This window comes from Exiguobacterium sp. SH0S1 (assembly GCF_004337165.1).
Classification (GTDB): domain Bacteria; phylum Bacillota; class Bacilli; order Exiguobacteriales; family Exiguobacteriaceae; genus Exiguobacterium; species Exiguobacterium aurantiacum_A.
Map to the genome: position 1 here is coordinate 522894 of NZ_SJVC01000001.1, position 16744 is coordinate 539637.

General features: G+C 51.7%; 18 protein-coding genes and 1 pseudogene. 15 read left to right on the forward strand and 4 right to left on the reverse strand.

Features of this window, described 5'->3' with window-relative positions; all coding sequences use genetic code 11:
* Window positions 1–576 (forward strand): nuclease-related domain-containing protein, encoded by a 576-nt coding sequence (locus tag EVJ20_RS02625; RefSeq protein ID WP_070327404.1) that lies wholly within the window; start codon window positions 1–3, stop codon window positions 574–576.
* Between the two features lie 22 nt (window positions 577–598).
* Here EVJ20_RS02625 and EVJ20_RS02630 read toward each other — a convergent pair whose 3' ends face one another.
* Complete coding sequence (locus EVJ20_RS02630; protein ID WP_236636152.1) at window positions 599–889, reverse strand: hypothetical protein; 291 nt, start codon at window positions 887–889, stop codon at window positions 599–601.
* A gap of 91 nt (window positions 890–980) precedes the next feature.
* Here EVJ20_RS02630 and EVJ20_RS02635 point away from each other — a divergent pair, with 91 nt between their 5' ends.
* Window positions 981–1232, forward strand: coding sequence for a hypothetical protein (locus EVJ20_RS02635; protein ID WP_236633386.1), 252 nt, complete (start codon window positions 981–983; stop codon window positions 1230–1232).
* Window positions 1233–1266: 34 nt separating this feature from the next.
* Here EVJ20_RS02635 and EVJ20_RS02640 read toward each other — a convergent pair whose 3' ends face one another.
* Window positions 1267–2805 (reverse strand): FAD-dependent monooxygenase, encoded by a 1539-nt coding sequence (locus tag EVJ20_RS02640; RefSeq protein ID WP_084812875.1) that lies wholly within the window; start codon window positions 2803–2805, stop codon window positions 1267–1269.
* A gap of 95 nt (window positions 2806–2900) precedes the next feature.
* Here EVJ20_RS02640 and EVJ20_RS02645 point away from each other — a divergent pair, with 95 nt between their 5' ends.
* From EVJ20_RS02645 to EVJ20_RS02705, 13 genes and pseudogenes are all read left to right on the forward strand, one after another.
* Window positions 2901–3527: an NUDIX hydrolase gene (locus EVJ20_RS02645; RefSeq protein ID WP_083274014.1), complete on the forward strand. Its 627-nt coding sequence runs from the start codon at window positions 2901–2903 to the stop codon at window positions 3525–3527.
* A 41-nt stretch (window positions 3528–3568) separates the two neighbouring features.
* The gene (locus EVJ20_RS02650) at window positions 3569–3769 is read left to right on the forward strand and encodes a DUF2187 family protein (RefSeq protein WP_035386447.1); all 201 of its coding nucleotides are present in this window, start codon (window positions 3569–3571) and stop codon (window positions 3767–3769) included.
* Between the two features lie 17 nt (window positions 3770–3786).
* The gene (locus tag EVJ20_RS02655) at window positions 3787–4971 is read left to right on the forward strand and encodes a DUF2157 domain-containing protein (protein ID WP_070327402.1); all 1185 of its coding nucleotides are present in this window, start codon (window positions 3787–3789) and stop codon (window positions 4969–4971) included.
* Window positions 4968–5432 carry a GDYXXLXY domain-containing protein gene (locus EVJ20_RS02660; RefSeq protein ID WP_016509950.1) on the forward strand — a complete coding sequence of 155 codons (465 nt, stop codon included), beginning with the start codon at window positions 4968–4970 and terminating at the stop codon, window positions 5430–5432. The genes EVJ20_RS02655 and EVJ20_RS02660 overlap by 4 nt, the downstream gene beginning before the upstream one ends.
* Before the next feature lie 225 nt (window positions 5433–5657).
* The gene (locus EVJ20_RS02665; RefSeq protein ID WP_131465212.1) at window positions 5658–6380 is read left to right on the forward strand and encodes a 3D domain-containing protein; all 723 of its coding nucleotides are present in this window, start codon (window positions 5658–5660) and stop codon (window positions 6378–6380) included.
* A gap of 107 nt (window positions 6381–6487) precedes the next feature.
* Window positions 6488–7156: pseudogene (locus EVJ20_RS02670) on the forward strand (ABC transporter ATP-binding protein); the annotation flags it as partial.
* 58 nt (window positions 7157–7214) lie between these two features.
* Window positions 7215–8720 (forward strand): ABC transporter permease/substrate-binding protein, encoded by a 1506-nt coding sequence (locus tag EVJ20_RS02675; RefSeq protein ID WP_070327398.1) that lies wholly within the window; start codon window positions 7215–7217, stop codon window positions 8718–8720.
* A complete protein-coding gene (locus EVJ20_RS02680; protein ID WP_131440138.1) occupies window positions 8717–9589 on the forward strand; it encodes a diacylglycerol/lipid kinase family protein in 873 nt (290 codons plus the stop codon). Before EVJ20_RS02675 ends, EVJ20_RS02680 begins: the two co-directional genes overlap by 4 nt.
* Window positions 9590–9714: 125 nt before the next feature.
* Window positions 9715–11067, forward strand: a complete 1353-nt coding sequence (locus EVJ20_RS02685; protein ID WP_070327396.1) for a sodium-dependent transporter — start codon at window positions 9715–9717, stop codon at window positions 11065–11067.
* A 146-nt stretch (window positions 11068–11213) separates the two neighbouring features.
* A complete protein-coding gene (locus EVJ20_RS02690) occupies window positions 11214–11930 on the forward strand; it encodes a 5-bromo-4-chloroindolyl phosphate hydrolysis family protein (RefSeq protein ID WP_016509957.1) in 717 nt (238 codons plus the stop codon).
* Entirely contained in the window at window positions 11914–13143 is a 1230-nt protein-coding gene (locus EVJ20_RS02695; protein WP_131506982.1) for a toxic anion resistance protein, read from the forward strand. The genes EVJ20_RS02690 and EVJ20_RS02695 overlap by 17 nt, the downstream gene beginning before the upstream one ends.
* 49 nt (window positions 13144–13192) lie before the next feature.
* Window positions 13193–13768, forward strand: a complete 576-nt coding sequence (locus EVJ20_RS02700) for a deoxycytidylate deaminase (protein WP_131465208.1) — start codon at window positions 13193–13195, stop codon at window positions 13766–13768.
* Window positions 13769–13967: 199 nt separating this feature from the next.
* The gene (locus tag EVJ20_RS02705; RefSeq protein WP_070327393.1) at window positions 13968–14324 is read left to right on the forward strand and encodes a hypothetical protein; all 357 of its coding nucleotides are present in this window, start codon (window positions 13968–13970) and stop codon (window positions 14322–14324) included.
* A gap of 310 nt (window positions 14325–14634) precedes the next feature.
* Here the strand turns inward: EVJ20_RS02705 and EVJ20_RS02710 are convergent, their stop codons facing one another.
* A complete protein-coding gene (locus tag EVJ20_RS02710) occupies window positions 14635–15726 on the reverse strand; it encodes an RNA-guided endonuclease TnpB family protein (protein ID WP_131506984.1) in 1092 nt (363 codons plus the stop codon).
* 182 nt (window positions 15727–15908) lie between these two features.
* Window positions 15909–16724: a histidinol-phosphatase HisJ gene (hisJ, locus tag EVJ20_RS02715; protein ID WP_131506986.1), complete on the reverse strand. Its 816-nt coding sequence runs from the start codon at window positions 16722–16724 to the stop codon at window positions 15909–15911.
* Window positions 16725–16744 lie beyond the last annotated feature (20 nt).

A 16744-nucleotide genomic window follows, 5' to 3' on the forward strand; every position in this document is an offset into this window, starting at 1 on the left:
ATGTTACAAGTGTTGACGGCCGTCAAGAAAGAGCCGGTGAAACGACAGACGAAAGGATTGTTCCGAACGAAAGAAGAGGTCATCTTGCCGCCGAAATCGTATACGGATGAGATCGTAGAAATCATTCGGCACACGTGTCGCTTCGATTGGATGATGATTGAACGGGTCGAAATCGGTGACAACGTGCTCGACTACGTGCTCGTCGGACCGAAAGGCGTCTTTTTAGTCCAAATCAATCGGACGACGACGGCCGTCCATGTGACGAACCGAGAGTGTCGGTTAGAAACCTCACTCGGGTGGAAAAACATCTATCCGCATCCAGTCGAAGGGCTCGAGCAGATGACGAAACAAGTTCGGAGCCTATTAAAAAAAGAATGCGGCAAGGCCGTACCGGTCACGTCATTTTTAATTTTTCCAGAAGCGTCACGTCTTAAAGTCGAACGTGTTAAAGCGAACTGTGAAGACTCGTTTGAAGCGATCGACAAAGTCATCGCCAAGACGAAACTCGAGCTCCTATCCGAGGCGACAATCAAACAAATCGCTTATTATTGTTCAGAGCGCCAGTTACATAAGTAAAAAAGGTGCCGCGGCACCTTTTTTACTTTAGTAGCTCTTTTGCTTTTTTTTCATCATTTCGGTGCACGAACAAGGCGACCCGGTCATCCAGGTTTTTGGCGAGCGGTTTAAACAAGCGCCCGGTCGGCAAGCCTTGTTCTATTCGGCACGTGACGCCTTTTTCCGTCAAGTAGGTGTAATCTTCGAGTAACTCCTCACCTTGTTTTCCGAACGCCTCACCAAAGCGGACCCACCGCAAGTTACGAATCGTCCGGATTGTCACGAGGATGACGAACAGCGCGCCAAGCGCAATAATCAATATAGTTTCCAACACATTCAACCCCTTCTTTACACAATTTTAAAGGGGGAAACGGTTGAAAGCAACAGCGGCGGACCGTATACTCGAAAAGAAGAGAGGGATGACTGTGAAAACGACGATACAATCACGGCGTGAAGCCGTAAAATTACTGCAAAGTGAGCACGTGCTCTACATTCGAATTCATAACGGACAGACGGGCATGATCAAATCGACGGTCGATGGTATCATCGTCGCGATACCGAACGAACAGACGGATAAAGTCGATTTTCGGAAATTAGAGGACGTGGAAGCGTTCGAGGCGTTTTATGACTTGACCCTCTCGAAACCGGGGACACTTTATTACAATGCACCATCCTGACAAAAGCTCCACTCTCACGAGTGGAGCTTTTGACTTAAGACGGTAACCAGACCGACAGTTTGTCACGTAGCGGTTCAGGTCGCATATGACGCTGTTTATGCAGCAAGTATCCGTCCGGTCGAATGACGAGGACACCCCGGCGCATGAACAAGGATTTCGCAAGTTCGTTGCCTTGGTCAAAGAAAGGACGGCTTGTTTTAGACAACGTGATGATTTGGAAGAATGATTGATGAGCGTTCAAGTATTCATATAACTCACTTGGGTCACGTTTGCCGTCATCGAGGACAAGTACTTGGAAGCGGCCATCGGCGACTTCTGAGATCTTTTGACGAAGGCCATCATCGGATCGGATCATCTCGATCTCGGGAAAGATCTTTCCTTCGGCGACCCGGATGAACGGTACACGTGAGTGCCCAGGGTAAGACAAGTGAAGCTGAGCGATTCGTTCGGTGATCTTTTCATTAATCAAATTGACGCGGGTGAACACGTCCGCTCCGACTGCTTGAAACGGCAATAAGATCGGGAGCGTCGTTTGGAGCACTTCGGTCGCGACGTTCGTCGTCTGCAAGACGTTTCTGGCGACGTGTTCACGCTCGTCCCGGTACGTGTCGACGACACTGAACGGCGCCCCTGCTTTCAGATGAAGCCAAAGCTTCCAGCCGAGGTTGAACGAGTCGGCGATGCCCGTATTCATCCCTTGGCCGCCGACGGGCGAATTGATATGCGCCGCGTCGCCCATTAAGATGACACGGTTATGGATGAACGAGTCGACCATGCGATTGTGCACCCTAAACAGCGAGAACCATTCGACCTCGTCGATTTCTACCGGCATGTGGCTCCGTTGTTCGACCAATTCGTGCAATTTGGCCTCGCTGAATGATTCGTCGCTCGCGAGATTACCGGTAATCCGGATTGTGTCATCCGTCAGCGGGAATACTTCTAACACGCCACGGTCCGAGAAAAAGATGTGTACTTCTTCACGGGAGATGTTCCATTTCGCCTTCATATCGGCCAACACCCAAGACTCTTTGAACGACTTCCCGCTGAACGGGAGCGCGAGCATACGGCGAATCGAACTGTTGGCGCCATCGGCCGCAACGATATACTTGGCTTCGATCGTGCGGTTCGAGTCGGATTCGAGATGGGCGAGCACACGTGTCGGATAGTGGGTCAACGAGACGAGTGACTCGCCGCGCTTGACGTAGTGCCCGTGGTCGTTCAACGCCTGTTCTAAGATGGCCTCGGTCTCGTTTTGTCGCAATAGCGTGACGAACGGGTAAGGTGTGACGAGACGTGAGAACTCGAGTTTGGCCGTCCACTGCCCAGAAAAGTATAAGTTTCCTTTTTCGATTGTTCTGGCGCGACTGAGTACTTCTTTGGCGACATCAAGGCGTGAAAACACTTCGATTGTTCGCGGCTGAATCCCGATGGCCCGTGAGTTGTTCGAAGGCGTCGTTTTTCGATCGATGATTTCAAAAGAGATTCCATATCTGGCTAATGTCAAAGCGAGTGTGAGTCCTGTCGGCCCCGCCCCGACGATCAATATATCAACTTGTTGAACCAATTCCACCATCTCCTATCATTAATAATGATATTTCCGACATTTGCCACGTTTAAACGAGGAGACGCTGGTGGAACTGTAAAACAGAGAGAGCGAGGTTGAAAATCATGAAACAATCATGGGTTACTGAAGCGAAATTACGAGAAAGTTTCTCGATGGAAGAGAATTATGAACAGACCGCCGCCGTCTTGATCCCGTTGACGCGAATCGATGACGTCTGGCACGTCGTCTTTGAAGTCCGGGCCCATACGATGCGGCGCCAACCTGGAGAGATCTCGTTCCCGGGAGGTCGGCTCGAGCGAGGGGAGACACCTGTCGAGGCCGCGGTCCGAGAGACGAGTGAAGAACTCGAGGTACCGCTCGAGACGATCGAGGTCATCGGTCGCTTACAGCCGCTCGCCACGCCGCACCGTCAACTCATCTATCCGTTCGTCGGGATGATTCCGACAGTTCCGGACGTACGTCAAACGGATGAAGTCGATCATTTGTTCACCGTTCCCGTCGAAACGTTACTGTTAATTGATCCGTTTCACGGCGAGATGGAATGGACGATGAATCCGGATCAAAATATTCCGTTTGACCGAATGGCGAACGCTAAAGCGTATGAAAAACGGGTAATTAAAATGAGAGAACCTTTTTACGAACATGAAGACTACATTATTTGGGGATTGACTGGAAAAATTTTGTCACAATTCATCAAATGTACAAAAGAAAACGTATTCAAACCTATATAATTTAGTTATAATGATAAAAACAAATTTAAGATTGGAAGTGAATGGGTGTGTCTTTAGAATTCGCTGTGGGTGATATCGTCAAGTCAACTCGTGAAGGATGGGTCGCAGAAGTGACTGCCGTATTAACGAATACGGTCATCGGGGACGTTTCCATCATGGAGGAATATCAACAGCTCGGCCTCGAGTTTGAGAAACAAGTTTTGTTGAAAAAAGAATTGGAATTGATTGAACGCGCCAGCTGACCTTTTAACCGAAAGGGATGATTCAGGTGTCCATTGACAAAAAAGTTCGTGAATGGAAAGAGGCGGGTTTGCTAGATGAAACGACCGGTCAACGGTTGATTGATTTTGAATATAAGAAATTGGCGGTTAGTGACAAACGTGAGCACAAACCGCCAATTCTTGTCATTATCGGATCAATCCTGCTCGCCCTTAGTCTATTCAGTTTTGTCGCCGCCAACTGGCAAGCGATCCCAGACCTCGTCAAAGTATCCATATTCCTTGTCTTCATGCTCGGGATGTACGTAGCAGCGGAGCGGCTTCAAGTGAAAGCCCCTCGGTATGTGACGTTGTTCCGCGTCCTCGGCGTCGTTTTCTTCGTCGCCACGATGATTGTCATCTTCACAACGTATAATCTTTCCTCGCAACTACCGCTTCTGTTCTGGCTATTCTTTGCTGTCGCCGTCCTGCACAAACTGATCTATAAGCACCCGATCTTCACGTTCATCGCAGCGCTAGCCGCTTTTTTAGCGGTCACGAACAGTTTTCAAGGAATCGGGATCACACTCATCCTGTTCGGCCTGCTCGTGACGTGGGTTTGGTTCCATTACGGTGATAACGAGCTCGACCGGATTTTCGCCTGGTTCAGCTTTTACGGACTGTTGCTCACGATCGGTCAGTATATCGATTACGAGGGACGGTTTTGGCCGCTTTGGGCACTCGCAGCACTGCATATCCTGTTCCTCGTCTACCGGGAGCGGGCTCAGTGGCAGTATCTCTACTTGTTCGTCGCTGCCATCTTGTCCATCGGTTACTTGGTCAATGCGACCGAGGGTTGGTTGTCTCAACGTCAGCCGTCCGTCATCGAGGCCACGCTGCTTTCCGTCGTCCTCGTGGCTGTGTACTTGACACATCGTCGCCCCGATTTGCTGTGGGTGAGCCTACTCGCGGTCATCCCGTTCTCGCTATTCGAAGATTCAGGTATCTTACTCGCGATCTTGCTTGAAGTGGTGGCGCTCGCTTACTTGATCATGCAAGACCATGAGCGGAAACCGATCGTTTTGGCGTTCATCTATTTCTTGCTTGTCCAAATGACGATCTACTTCATTTATGTTTGGGACCGGCTCGACATCTCGCTCTTCTTCTTGATCGGGGCGTTGATCGTATTCGCGTTGTCGCTCGCGTTGTGGTGGCGTAGCCGTACGAGAGGGGATGCTCGGACATGAAACGAATCACTCCTTGGCTTGTACCGATCGTACAAGTATTGATTGCCATCGGTTTTATCTTGCTCGTTTATGCGGTGTCTTGGTTCGGCCAGTCGTATACGTTCAAAGCGACGTCGTACGAGCCGTATGACCCATTTTTTGGGGATTACGTCTATCTCGAGTTCGATTCGTTGCAAGGGCGACAAGATGTCGATTCCGGGACGGTCTACGTCTCATTCAAAACGGATGACGCTGGTTTTGCCACAATCGACCGGGTCAGCTCCCGACCGTTCTTTGGTGGGACGCGGGCTGAATATTACGATCGCCAAGTCTTCATCACCGACATGAGTTCATACCGTGTCGCCGAGGACGAGAAAGCTGTGATCGAAGGTGCGAAAACGTTCGAAGTTGAAGTCGATGTGGCGCCTTGGGGGATGGTCCGGGCTCATGATTTACGTCCAATCGAAGCTGAAACAGAATGACAAAAAGATTACAGATTTGTTACGAGAACGTTTGTAACCGATCTGTAATTTTTTTGTTAGGTCGCTTGTATAGCAACGTTTTCGGCAATTGTTACAATCTGTAACTAAGCGTTCGCCCATATGTCAGCAATATTTCACTTCGTCAAAACCACTTCTCGGGTTCGAGACGGCATGGTAAATTTACTCCTGTTCGTTAGAAGACGAGAAAGGGATGACCTAATTTCAATGACATTCTTAAAATATATGATGACGCTTCTGTTTGTCCTAGCCGGTACGTTCGTGGTATCTACGACTGCCCACGCCGCTCAAATTGGAATCGGAACAGAACAGAAAATCGTACAAAACCCGCTTGAATTGGAACGGATTGCGATCGAGCTTGAACGCCAACAAAAAATCGAGCGTGAAAAGCGACTCGCGGAAGAGAAGCGCCTCGCTGAAGAGAAACGAGTGGCAGAAGAACAAGCCAAGCAGCAGGCAGAGCGGGAAGCGAAACGGTTGGCGGAAGCCAAGCGAATCGCGGCTGAGGAAGCGCGGCTTGCAGAAGCAGCGAAACGCCAGGCAGAAGCGACGGCAAAGCAAGCGAAAGCAGAGCAAGCCACGACAAACGCTGTGGCGACACCTGTCTCGACAAGCAGCGGGCGCGTCATTCAAGCCGAGTCGACAGCTTACACGAATGATGCGGCAGACAATGGCTCATACGGGGGCCGGGTGTTGACGGCGACGGGACACGACGTGACGGATTCGATTTTTTATAACGGCATGCGCATCATCGCCGTCGATCCGGGCGTCATCCCGCTCGGTACGGTCGTACAGATCGAAGGGATCGGTCAAGCGATCGCTCTCGATACAGGGGGACGCATTAAAGGCAACATCGTCGATCTACTCGTCGATACGAAGAGCGAGGCGATCAATTGGGGTCGTCGCCACGTTACCATCACACTTCCATAACGAAAAGGTTCTCCCGCGGGAGAACCTTTTGTTGTTTAACAATCGTTGGAAACGGGCAAACTAATATTTGACTTTCATATAACGTGAAAAGCCGAGGAGGGATTGTGTTGATTGAATTTCAAAATGTTTCCAAGCGTTATGATGATGGGACATTGGCCGTCGAAAACTTGAGTTTGACGGTACGAAAAGGAGAGATTTTCGTATTGATTGGGCCATCAGGTTGTGGCAAGACGACGACGATGAAGATGGTGAATCGTCTGATTGACCACACTGACGGGAAAATCCTGATTGATGAGCGCGAAATCTATCAGTTCGATATTTATGAACTGCGACGCAACATCGGCTATGTGCTCCAACAAATCGCATTGTTCCCGCATTTGACGGTCGAAGAGAACATCGCCGTCGTTCCGGACCTATTGAAATGGCCGAAGACGAAGACGAAAGACCGTGTGACCGAACTGATGAAAATCGCCGGTCTCGACCCTGTCCTCCGTTCTAAAAAACCGCCTGAACTGTCGGGTGGTCAACAACAACGAGTCGGCGTCCTGCGAGCGCTCGCGGCCGACCCGGAAGTCATTTTAATGGATGAACCGTTCTCGGCGCTCGATCCGATCAGTCGGGCCCAGCTCCAAGATGACATCAAACGGTTGAACGATGAGTTAGGGAAGACGATTCTGTTCGTCACTCATGACATTGAGGAGGCGATGAAACTCGGGGACCGGATCGCTCTCATGCGTGACGGGAAACTGGTCATCGTCGGCACGCCTGACGAGATTCGAGCGAGTGATGATCCGTTCGTGCTCGACTTTACACAACACGGAAGAGGTGAGGTAGATGCTTGAAACGTTCCAAAACCGACGCGGGGAATTGGTCGAAGCGCTAATCGAGCATTTACAACTTTCTGTCGTCTCCCTTTTGATTGCGGTGTTGATTGCGGTCCCGCTAGGTATCTGGCTGACGCGGCGTAAAAAAGTGGCTGAAACGGCAATCGGCTTCACCGCCATCATCCAAACGATTCCTTCTTTGGCTCTACTCGGTCTTATGATTCCGCTCGTTGGGATCGGTGCACTTCCTGCCACGATTGCGCTCGTTCTGTACGCGTTGTTGCCAATCCTTCGCAATACGTTCACAGGGTTGAACGAAGTCGATAAGTCACTGATCGAAGCCGCGCAAGGTTGCGGCATGAAACCGAACCAAAGTTTGATGAGAGTCGAACTACCGCTCGCACTACCGGTCATCATGGCCGGGATTCGAACGGCGATGGTGTTAATTGTCGGTACAGCCACGCTGGCGGCACTCGTCGGAGCAGGCGGACTCGGGACGTTGATCCTGCTTGGAATTAACCGAAACGACAACTATTTGATTTTGCTCGGAGCGATTCCAGCAGCCATTCTCGCATTACTGTTCGACTTCTTGCTCCGTCAAATGGAAGGTGCGACGGCGACCCGCAACAAGACGAAGCTGATCGCCGTATCGACCGTCTTGGCGTTAATTATCGCAGCACCGCTCGCATTGGGACGCACCCAACAGACCGACCTCGTCGTCGCCGGGAAGCTCGGTCCCGAGCCGGAGATCTTGATGAACATGTACAAACTGTTGATCGAAGAAGAGACGGATCTGACCGTATCGGTCCGTCCGAACTTCGGAGAGACGACGTTCGTATGGGGAGCGTTAAAATCCGGTGATGTCGATATTTATCCTGAATTTACCGGGACGGTACTCGCGAGTTTAGTGAAAGAAACACCGAATTCAAACGATGCCCGTGAAGTGTACGAACAAGCACGGGATGCGCTAGCAGACGACGGCTTCGCTTTACTTGAACCGATGCAGTTCAATAACACGTACGCCATCGCGATCCCGCGTGACTATGCGGAAACTGAAGGCGTCACGACGATTTCTGATTTACGTAGCGTGCAAAATGACATCCAGGCCGGGTTCACGCTCGAGTTCACGGACCGTGAAGACGGATATCCAGGACTTCAGCAAGCGTACGGACTTGATTTCCCTTCTGTCGTTTCGATGGAGCAGAAACTTCGTTACCGCGCCATCGCACGGGGCGACGTCAATCTTGTTGATGCGTATGCGACCGACCCGGATATCGCCGAAAACGACCTGCTCGTGTTAGAAGACGATCAACAGTTCTTCCCGCCTTATCAAGGTGCTCCACTCTTGAAAGCAGAAACGCTTGAAGAACATCCGGAAATCGAGGACGCGCTCAACCAGTTGGGCGGACTCATCACTGACGAAGAGATGTCTGAATTGAACCGTCGGGTCGCTTACGGGAAAGAACGGGCCTACGACGTGGCCGAAGACTTCTTGGAACAAGCGGGTCTATTATGAAGGCGATGATCATTTCGAACCCGAAGTCGGGTGCGAGCGAGACGATGCTCGGCGAAGTGGTCGGGACAATCGAGTCGATGTATCAAGAGATTCTCATCCGAAAGACGCTAGCTGAAGGGGATGCAGCGCACCTTGCTCGAACGAGCAGTGGGTTCGATCATTTGATCGTCATCGGTGGGGATGGGACGCTTCATGAAGTCGTCAACGGATTGATGGCGTTGCCTCGTGACGAACGTCCGAGCGTCGGTCTCGTACCGGCGGGGACGTGCAACGACTTCGCGAGGGCGATTGATCTGCCTGTCGAACCGATTGAGGCGGCTCGCCTGTTTAAAATGAGCGAGCAGCAATCGGTCGATGTGATGCGTGTCAACGACCGGTTCGGTCTCAACTTTGTCGGGGTCGGATTGATCGCGGACGCTTCCCGACAGATCGATCCGCTCCAAAAAGAAACGCTCGGCTCGATCGGATACTTTTTAGCGACGATCCGTCAGTTCCGCGAACTCGATCCGTTCAAGGTCCGTATCGAGCGGGCGGGCGAGGTCATCCACGATGGGGCCGTCAGTTTTCTATACGTCGGCAACGGTGCCTATCTCGGAACGGTCCCGACGAAGCTCGCGACGCAATCGTTCACGGACGGTCTCGTCGAAGTCGTCCATAGCTCGGCCATCGGCTTCCCGATGATTCGTCAGCTATTGACGCAACAGCTCGGACTCGAACAGTCGTCGCCAGAATGGGTCCATCTCCAAATGGAGCAACTTGATGTGTTTTTACGTGAGCCACAAGTCATCGATGTGGACGGTGAACACTTTGAGACGGATCATTTACAGATTGAAGTGTTGCCGAATGAGCTGACATTTCTCGTCCCATAATCGTTTACGAAGGCAGAGGAAAGAATTCAGACTTTTCTCTGTTTTTTGTTGTTCTCGTTTCTGAACCGTGTTAGTATTTCACTATTATTATGAAAATGAAATGAAATTAGGAAGTAGGGATAGTAATGGCGCAAAATTCGTTCGCCTCAAAAATTGGATTCATTTTAGCGGCCGCAGGGTCCGCAATCGGTCTCGGTGCCATCTGGAAATTTCCATATGTCACGGGAACAAGTGGGGGCGGCGCCTTTTTACTCATGTTTTTAGCATTCACATTCTTACTCGGTCTGCCGCTTCTCATTGGTGAGTTCATCGTCGGGCGTTCGACGCAAAAGACGGCGCTCCTTGCCTTTAAAAAACTTGGCCATCGCCGTTGGACATTGGTCGGTTACCTCGGCGTAATCGCTTGCTTCTTACTGCTATCATTCTACAGTGTCATCGGTGGATGGGTGTTGATCTACGTCGGGCTCGGCTTGAGCGGGACGCTCAGCGGCCGGTCACCTGACGAGTTCGGGACCGTGTTCGCGGACGTCGTCGCATCTCCTGGGATTGCCGTCTTCGGACAATTTTTGTTCTTATTGATCACGCTACTCATCGTCTTGAAAGGGGTAGAAGGCGGAATCGAGCGGATGAGCAAGATTTTAATGCCGCTCCTGTTCGTCAGTTTCATCGTGCTCGTCATCCGCTCGTTGACACTTGACGGTGCCATGGAAGGGGTCCGCTTCTTCTTGCAGCCTGACTTCTCGGCACTGACCGGCGAGTCGGTCTTGTTCGCGCTCGGGCAAGCGTTCTTCTCGCTGTCGCTCGGGGTGGCGGCGATGCTCACATACGCCTCGTACATTCAAACGAAAGGGACGCTCAACCGCTCGGCAAATATGATCGTCTTGTTGAACGTCACCGTTTCAATTTTAGCGGGGCTCGCCATCTTCCCGGCCGTCTTCGCCTCGGGGCTCGATCCGGCAGAAGGCCCGGCGCTCCTGTTCGTCGTGTTGCCGGCCGTATTTAACCAAGTCCCACTCGGCGGCTTCTTCATGGTATTGTTCTTCTTATTGTTCACGTTCGCCTCGATCACGTCTTCGATTGCGATGCTCGAAGTCGTCGTCGCCGGTGTGACGGATAAATTGAACGAGAAGAAACAAACGATGTCGAAGCGTAACGTCACACTCCTCTCGGCGGCCATCGTGTTCGCTGTCGGGATCCCCTCGGCCTTATCGTTCGGACTGATGAGTGAGTTGCAGTTCTTGAACGGCCGTACGTTCTTTGACTCGATGGACTATGTCGTCAGTTACATCCTCATGCCGACAGGTGCGTTACTCACGTCGATCTTTGTCGGACATGTCGTCGATGAGCGTATTTTGCAAGACGAGATTAAAACGTCCGGGACAGGCGCTAAACTGTATCCGGTATGGCGTTTCCTCATTCGTTACGTCATCCCGGTGACGGTCGCAATCGTTATGGTCTCGACATGGGTAATCAGCTAAGCAAGGGGAACTTCCCCTTGCTTTTTTTCGTACTTGCGACCGAGAGAGTGAACGTCGTCATTATGCTAAGCTTATAAAGATGACGAAACTTTTGTTGACGGTTCACGTAAGGTACAATAGAAGTATCATGAGACGAGGTGACAAGGATGAAGACATGGATGAAATGGGCCCTGACTGGGGCGATCCTGTATTTTGCCATAAGTGTGTTTGATTTCTCCTGGCTGTTTATCATCGTCGGGGCGCTCGTATTGAACGAGGTGTGGTCGAGTAACAAACGGCGTAAGCGGGCACCCGCACCGGTAGCGAAACGGGCGAAGAAAAAACTGCTGCTCGATGAAGAAGAACCGTTCGTCGGTTCTCGCATCCTTAAGCCGATGGAAGATGTGGCACCGGTCCGTCAGTTCGAAGCGACAGACGACTTGGAACTACAATTTTTACAACGGACGATCGAGCAAGGGTACGAGAAACTCCAGCAGATCGATCGTATCTTGCCTGAAATAAAAGATGTCGAAGTTCGTCGTGAAATGAAGGCGGTCTCGAGAGAGGCCCACGAACTGTTTGCCGAATTGTTCGAGAACCCTCAAGACGCGAAACACGTCAGAGATCTGTTCACGTTTTATTTGGACTCGCTCGTGTCCGTCGTCTTGAAATTTAAAGAACTAGAAGGAAAACGTGTCGTCATTCAAGAAGAGACACGAGAGCAACTGATCACCAATATGCGGCTCATCGTCGATAAGTTCAAAGAGCAACGGAGCCGTCTGCTCGAGGACGACGCTGTCGACTTCGAACGCGAATTGATCATGATGGAACGGGTATTGGCAGATCAACCGGAAGGGAGAAAAAAACATGACTTCATCGAATGAAACGAACTGGCAGTCATGGCCAGAAGAAGAGCTCACTTCACAGACAAAAACAAAGACCGAGACAGAGGAAATCTCTGACCCGTCTGTGGATTGGTCCGCGATGACAAAAAAACATGAGGTGCCGGCCATCCAACCGAAAGCCGACGTGCCGCAACAACATCGGGAACGAATCACCCGGATCGCCGAGTCGATCGATATTAAAAAAACAGACTCCGTCATGTTATTCGGATCGAACGTCCAACGGGAACTATCTCAATTCTCTGACCAGATCTTGACCGAGGTCCGCATGAAAGACGGTGGTGACGCAGGTAAGTTACTGTCCGATTTGATGCAAAACGTTCGGAAGATGGACCCGGATATGCTTCAACCGGAGAAGAAGAGTTTTATGGACAACTTGCCGCTCATCGGACGAGCGAAAAAGAAAGCTGAAAATTATAAGCTTCAATTTGAAAAAATGAACGTCTATTTGGAAGAAGTCATTCACAATCTCGACCGAGCCAAGTTCGGTCTGATGAAGGACATTACGATGCTCGATCAAATGTATGACAAGAACAAGCGCTACTTCGAAGAATTGAACGTCTATATCGCAGCCGGTGAGACGAAGCTCGACCACGTTCGCGATCACGAGATCACGCCGCTCCGTCAAGAAGTCGAAACGACGAGAGATCAAGTGAAGCTGCAACAGCTAAACGATATGATTCAACTGACAGACCGGTTCGAGAAGAAGTTGCATGATTTGAAGTTGAGTCGGACGATCAGTCTGCAGATGGCACCACAAATCCGTGTCATCCAACAAAATAACCAAATCTTAGCCGAGAAAATCGAGTCGGCTGTCGTCAACACGATTCCGCTTTGGAAAAACCAAGTCGTCCTCGCTCTCAGCTTGACGCGCCAGAAAACGGCACTCCGGATGCAGCAAGACGTCACGAAGACGACGAACCAACTGCTCGAACAAAACTCGAAAATGTTAAAAGACTCGTCGATCGAGATCGCAACCGAGAACGAAAAAGGGATCGTTTCGGTCGAATCGCTCAAAGTCGCGCACGAGAATCTATTGTCAACGCTCGACGAAACGCTGCGTATCCAACAGGAAGGCAAGCAGAAGCGTCGTGAGGCTGAACGTGAGCTCGATCGGATGGAGCACGAACTGAAAGAAAAAGTCATCGAAATTGCCTCAAAGAATAAAGAGTTGCCAAAAGAGACTGGATACTAAAAAGAAAGTCTGAGCATTCAGACTTTCTTTTTCCATGAGGAGGATCAGGATGGAGAAACAACGATTGTGGGACGAGACGTGGTTGCAGTTCGCCGATATGATGGCGGAACGGCACTCGAAATGTGCCTCGAAGAGTGTCGCCTGTGTCATCGTCAAAGATGAGAAACCGATCTCGATCGGATTGAATGGGACACCGCCGGGACATACGAACTGTAATGAAATCTTTCTAAAACGTGATGACGGGTTTTACCAACGAGCCGAATATGTGACGGATGATACGGTCGACTTGACCGAGCCGTCTGTGCGCATCATCGAGCAAGGTGTGACATTTGTTAAATGTAGCGACCCGTTCGAACATCACAATTGGTCAAAACAACATGAGATCCATGCCGAGATCAATGCGATCGGGAAATTGGCCGCTGATTCGACGAACGCGTTCGGTGCTACGGCTTATGTGACCCATTCACCATGCCATTCTTGTTCGCTCGCGCTCATCGCGGCGCGCGTGGCCCGAGTCGTGTACGCTGTCGGTTATGAGCACGGGGATGGCCTTGATTTGATGCGGGAAAGCGGGATTGACGTCTTACATATGCCGCTTGAAAAAAGTTTCAAAAACACATTGTAAACGTTTACATTCGATGTTATATTATTAATGTACTGCCAATGGTGTTTTACTCTTCCATTATTCGCCCTTCCTCGGAAGGGCCTTTTTTTATCAAATCATGAAGTGAGACAAAGTTTACACATAATGTTCAATATTTCACAAACTATTCCGCCGAATCTTTTTTATAATAAGAGTAGATAAACGAGAGGGGATATGTCACATGGAAAAACTAGTTCGTTTCACAGATGGTGCCTATGATGTGGAAGCGTTGATCACACTTGAAGAGGTATGGGAAGATAAATTTGCAATTGGCACGCACAAAGAGCTGGCTGTAAAATCACTTAAAATTAATGGGAATGACGTCTCCGAGATGAAGCATGTTCGGGCGTTGCTCCGTTACTACCCGACGCTAGGTGTTTCAGGAATTCTACTCGCACTTGACGGTGCGGCTGCTGAAATCGTCGCCTTGTCAGGTGATACCGATCCAGCCCTGCGCTTCGTCGAGCTCGTCGCCCTTCAAATGGATGAAGCCGCGACGAAACAGTTAAAAGACATGTATGCCGAAATCGCAGTTTAAACGTTAGGATGACTTTCGGGTCATCCTTTTTAATTTTGTCTTGAAACTCGTGACGAGTGTGGTAATATAGATAGTAGATGAAGAAATGGAACGCCATATCGTTGTCGACAAACCAAACATGGGGATCTAGATAGCTAGATCGCTGTTAAGGAGCCACGTTCATAGGAACGTGGCTTTTTTTTGCATATTTGTGAACTACTCACCACTTATTTGCTTCGCAACTTGAAGTGGGAGCTTCTTGGGAAGACCGTGCTTTGACCAGCCACGGTTGTGGACCAAGCTCGTCGGGCAGTCCCTGCCCTGGAGTGTTTCAGTCGGCGAGACCCAACAGGTTGAGGCTCGCGTTGACGTCGCGGTCATGGTGCGTGCCGCATACGGCGCATGTCCACTCGCGGACGTGCAGGTCCTTCTTGCCGCCGTTCTCGCCGCAGGCCGAACAGACCTGGGTCGAGGCGAACCACGGATCGGCTTGAACGAGCGTCCGGCCGTGGAACCTGCATTTATAGGCGAGCTGGCGGACGAACTCGCCCCATCCGGCGTCCCCGATCGACTTCGCCAGGCGGCGGTCCTGCATCATCTCCCTCGGTTTCAGCGTCTCGACGACGACGACTTGGTTCTCGTCGACGATGCGTCGTGACAGCTTGTGGAGGAAGTCATGTCGGCGGTTCCGTACCTTTTCATGCTTTTTGGCCAATAGGAGCCGCGCCTTCTCGCGGTTCCGGCTGCCGGGCTTCTTGCGGGAGAGCGAGCGCTGCGCCCGTCTCAGCCGTTCCTCGGCCTCGCGCAGGTTGCGCGGGTTCGCGATCTTCTCCGTGACGAGCGCGTCGTTCGTCATGACGGCGAAGTGCCCGAGGCCGAGGTCGATCCCGATCTTGTGCTCGGCCGGGACCCACGGCTCGTCGTCCTGCTCGACGAGGAGCGACACGAAGAACTTGCCCGTCTTCGTCATCGACACGGTCGCAGAGCGGATGGCCCCGTCGAAGATTCGGTGCTGTGTGAAGCGGATGAACCCGACCTTCGGGAGCCGTACCCGGTCCCCCTCGATGCGGATCGTGCCGTGCTGGTTGTTCGTCGTGTAGGACGCGCGCGCCTTTCGTCTCGACTTGAACACCGGGAAGCCGGCCGTCCCGGCGAAGAACTTCGCGAACGCCGCGTCGAGGTGAAGCTTCGCGTTGGCGAGCGCGAGGCTGTCCGCCTCGGCGAGGAACGGGAACAGGGGCTTGTACGAGGCCGGTGTCGGCGGCTTCCGCTTCGACCCACCGCTCGCCTTCGCCTCCTCGTGGATGGCGATGCGGTCCTCGAGCAGCTTGTTGTAGATAAAGCGGGCACAGCCGATCGTTCGTACCAGAAACTCGGCCTGTGCCGCCGTCGGGTGGAGCCGGTATTTGTAACCCTTCAGCATGTCTCCGCCTCCTCTCGGCCGATGGTCGTGATGCGTGTCTTCTACATCCGATACCCGCGGCGGGGGAAGGGAAATCCGACGGAATCACGAACTTCCGTTCGTCATATCTGTCACAGGGGTGGCCAAGAGGTTTATGTACGGGCGATCCATCTCCCACCTACGCTGGGCTTCGCCCCAGACGCTTAGAGGTGGGAGAATTCTCGCTTAATTATGTTAAAGTCGGCACCGACATCTGCCGCGATATGGGCGTCCGAACCGAGCACGAGTGGGATGCCGAGCCGGGTCGCTTCAGCGGCGACGGCCATGGCGTATGGCTGTCCGCAGGCGGCTTTACGGAGACCGGCGGTGTTGAAGTCTAGTCCGAACCCGCGTGAGGCGATTGTACGCAACAGTCGCGACTCGGCGTCTTTGACGTTCGCACGGTCCCATGAGTAGTTCGTCTGATATTTAATCGGTAAATCGATATGCCCGATGCGCGCGACGTTCAGTCGCTCCCACGGGAACTGTAACCCGGTCTCGAGCGCTTCGTAATACCGGTGTAGCACTTCTTCGAACGACCCGATCCGGCTGACGAGCGCATCAAACGTCTCCGGTGAGAAGTCGACGGGCAGGAGCTCGCCTTCGACTTGTAGAAAGTGTTGAGACAAGATCGTCTCGTCGAGGTATGAGCGATAGGGCTCGAGCAAGGCGAGCGTCTCATCGACATATCCCGGCAAATAATCGATCTCGAGACCGATCCGGATCTCGAGTCTTTCGGCGTAATCTCGTTTCAACTGCCCGACCTCTTCTATATAACGGGGCAATAAGTCGAGCGCCATCGCCGAGTCTTGATCTGGCGTCGGATCAATGAAACGTGCCGGCAACGGGGCGTGCTCGGTGAACGTCAGCGTCCGAACGCCTTGAGCAAGTGCTTGTTCGACGTACGCGTTGAGTGAATCGGTCGATCCGTGCGGACAAAATGGGGTATGGACGTGGCCATCATGGGTATAATCAATCATCAAACATCGTTCCTTTCGAG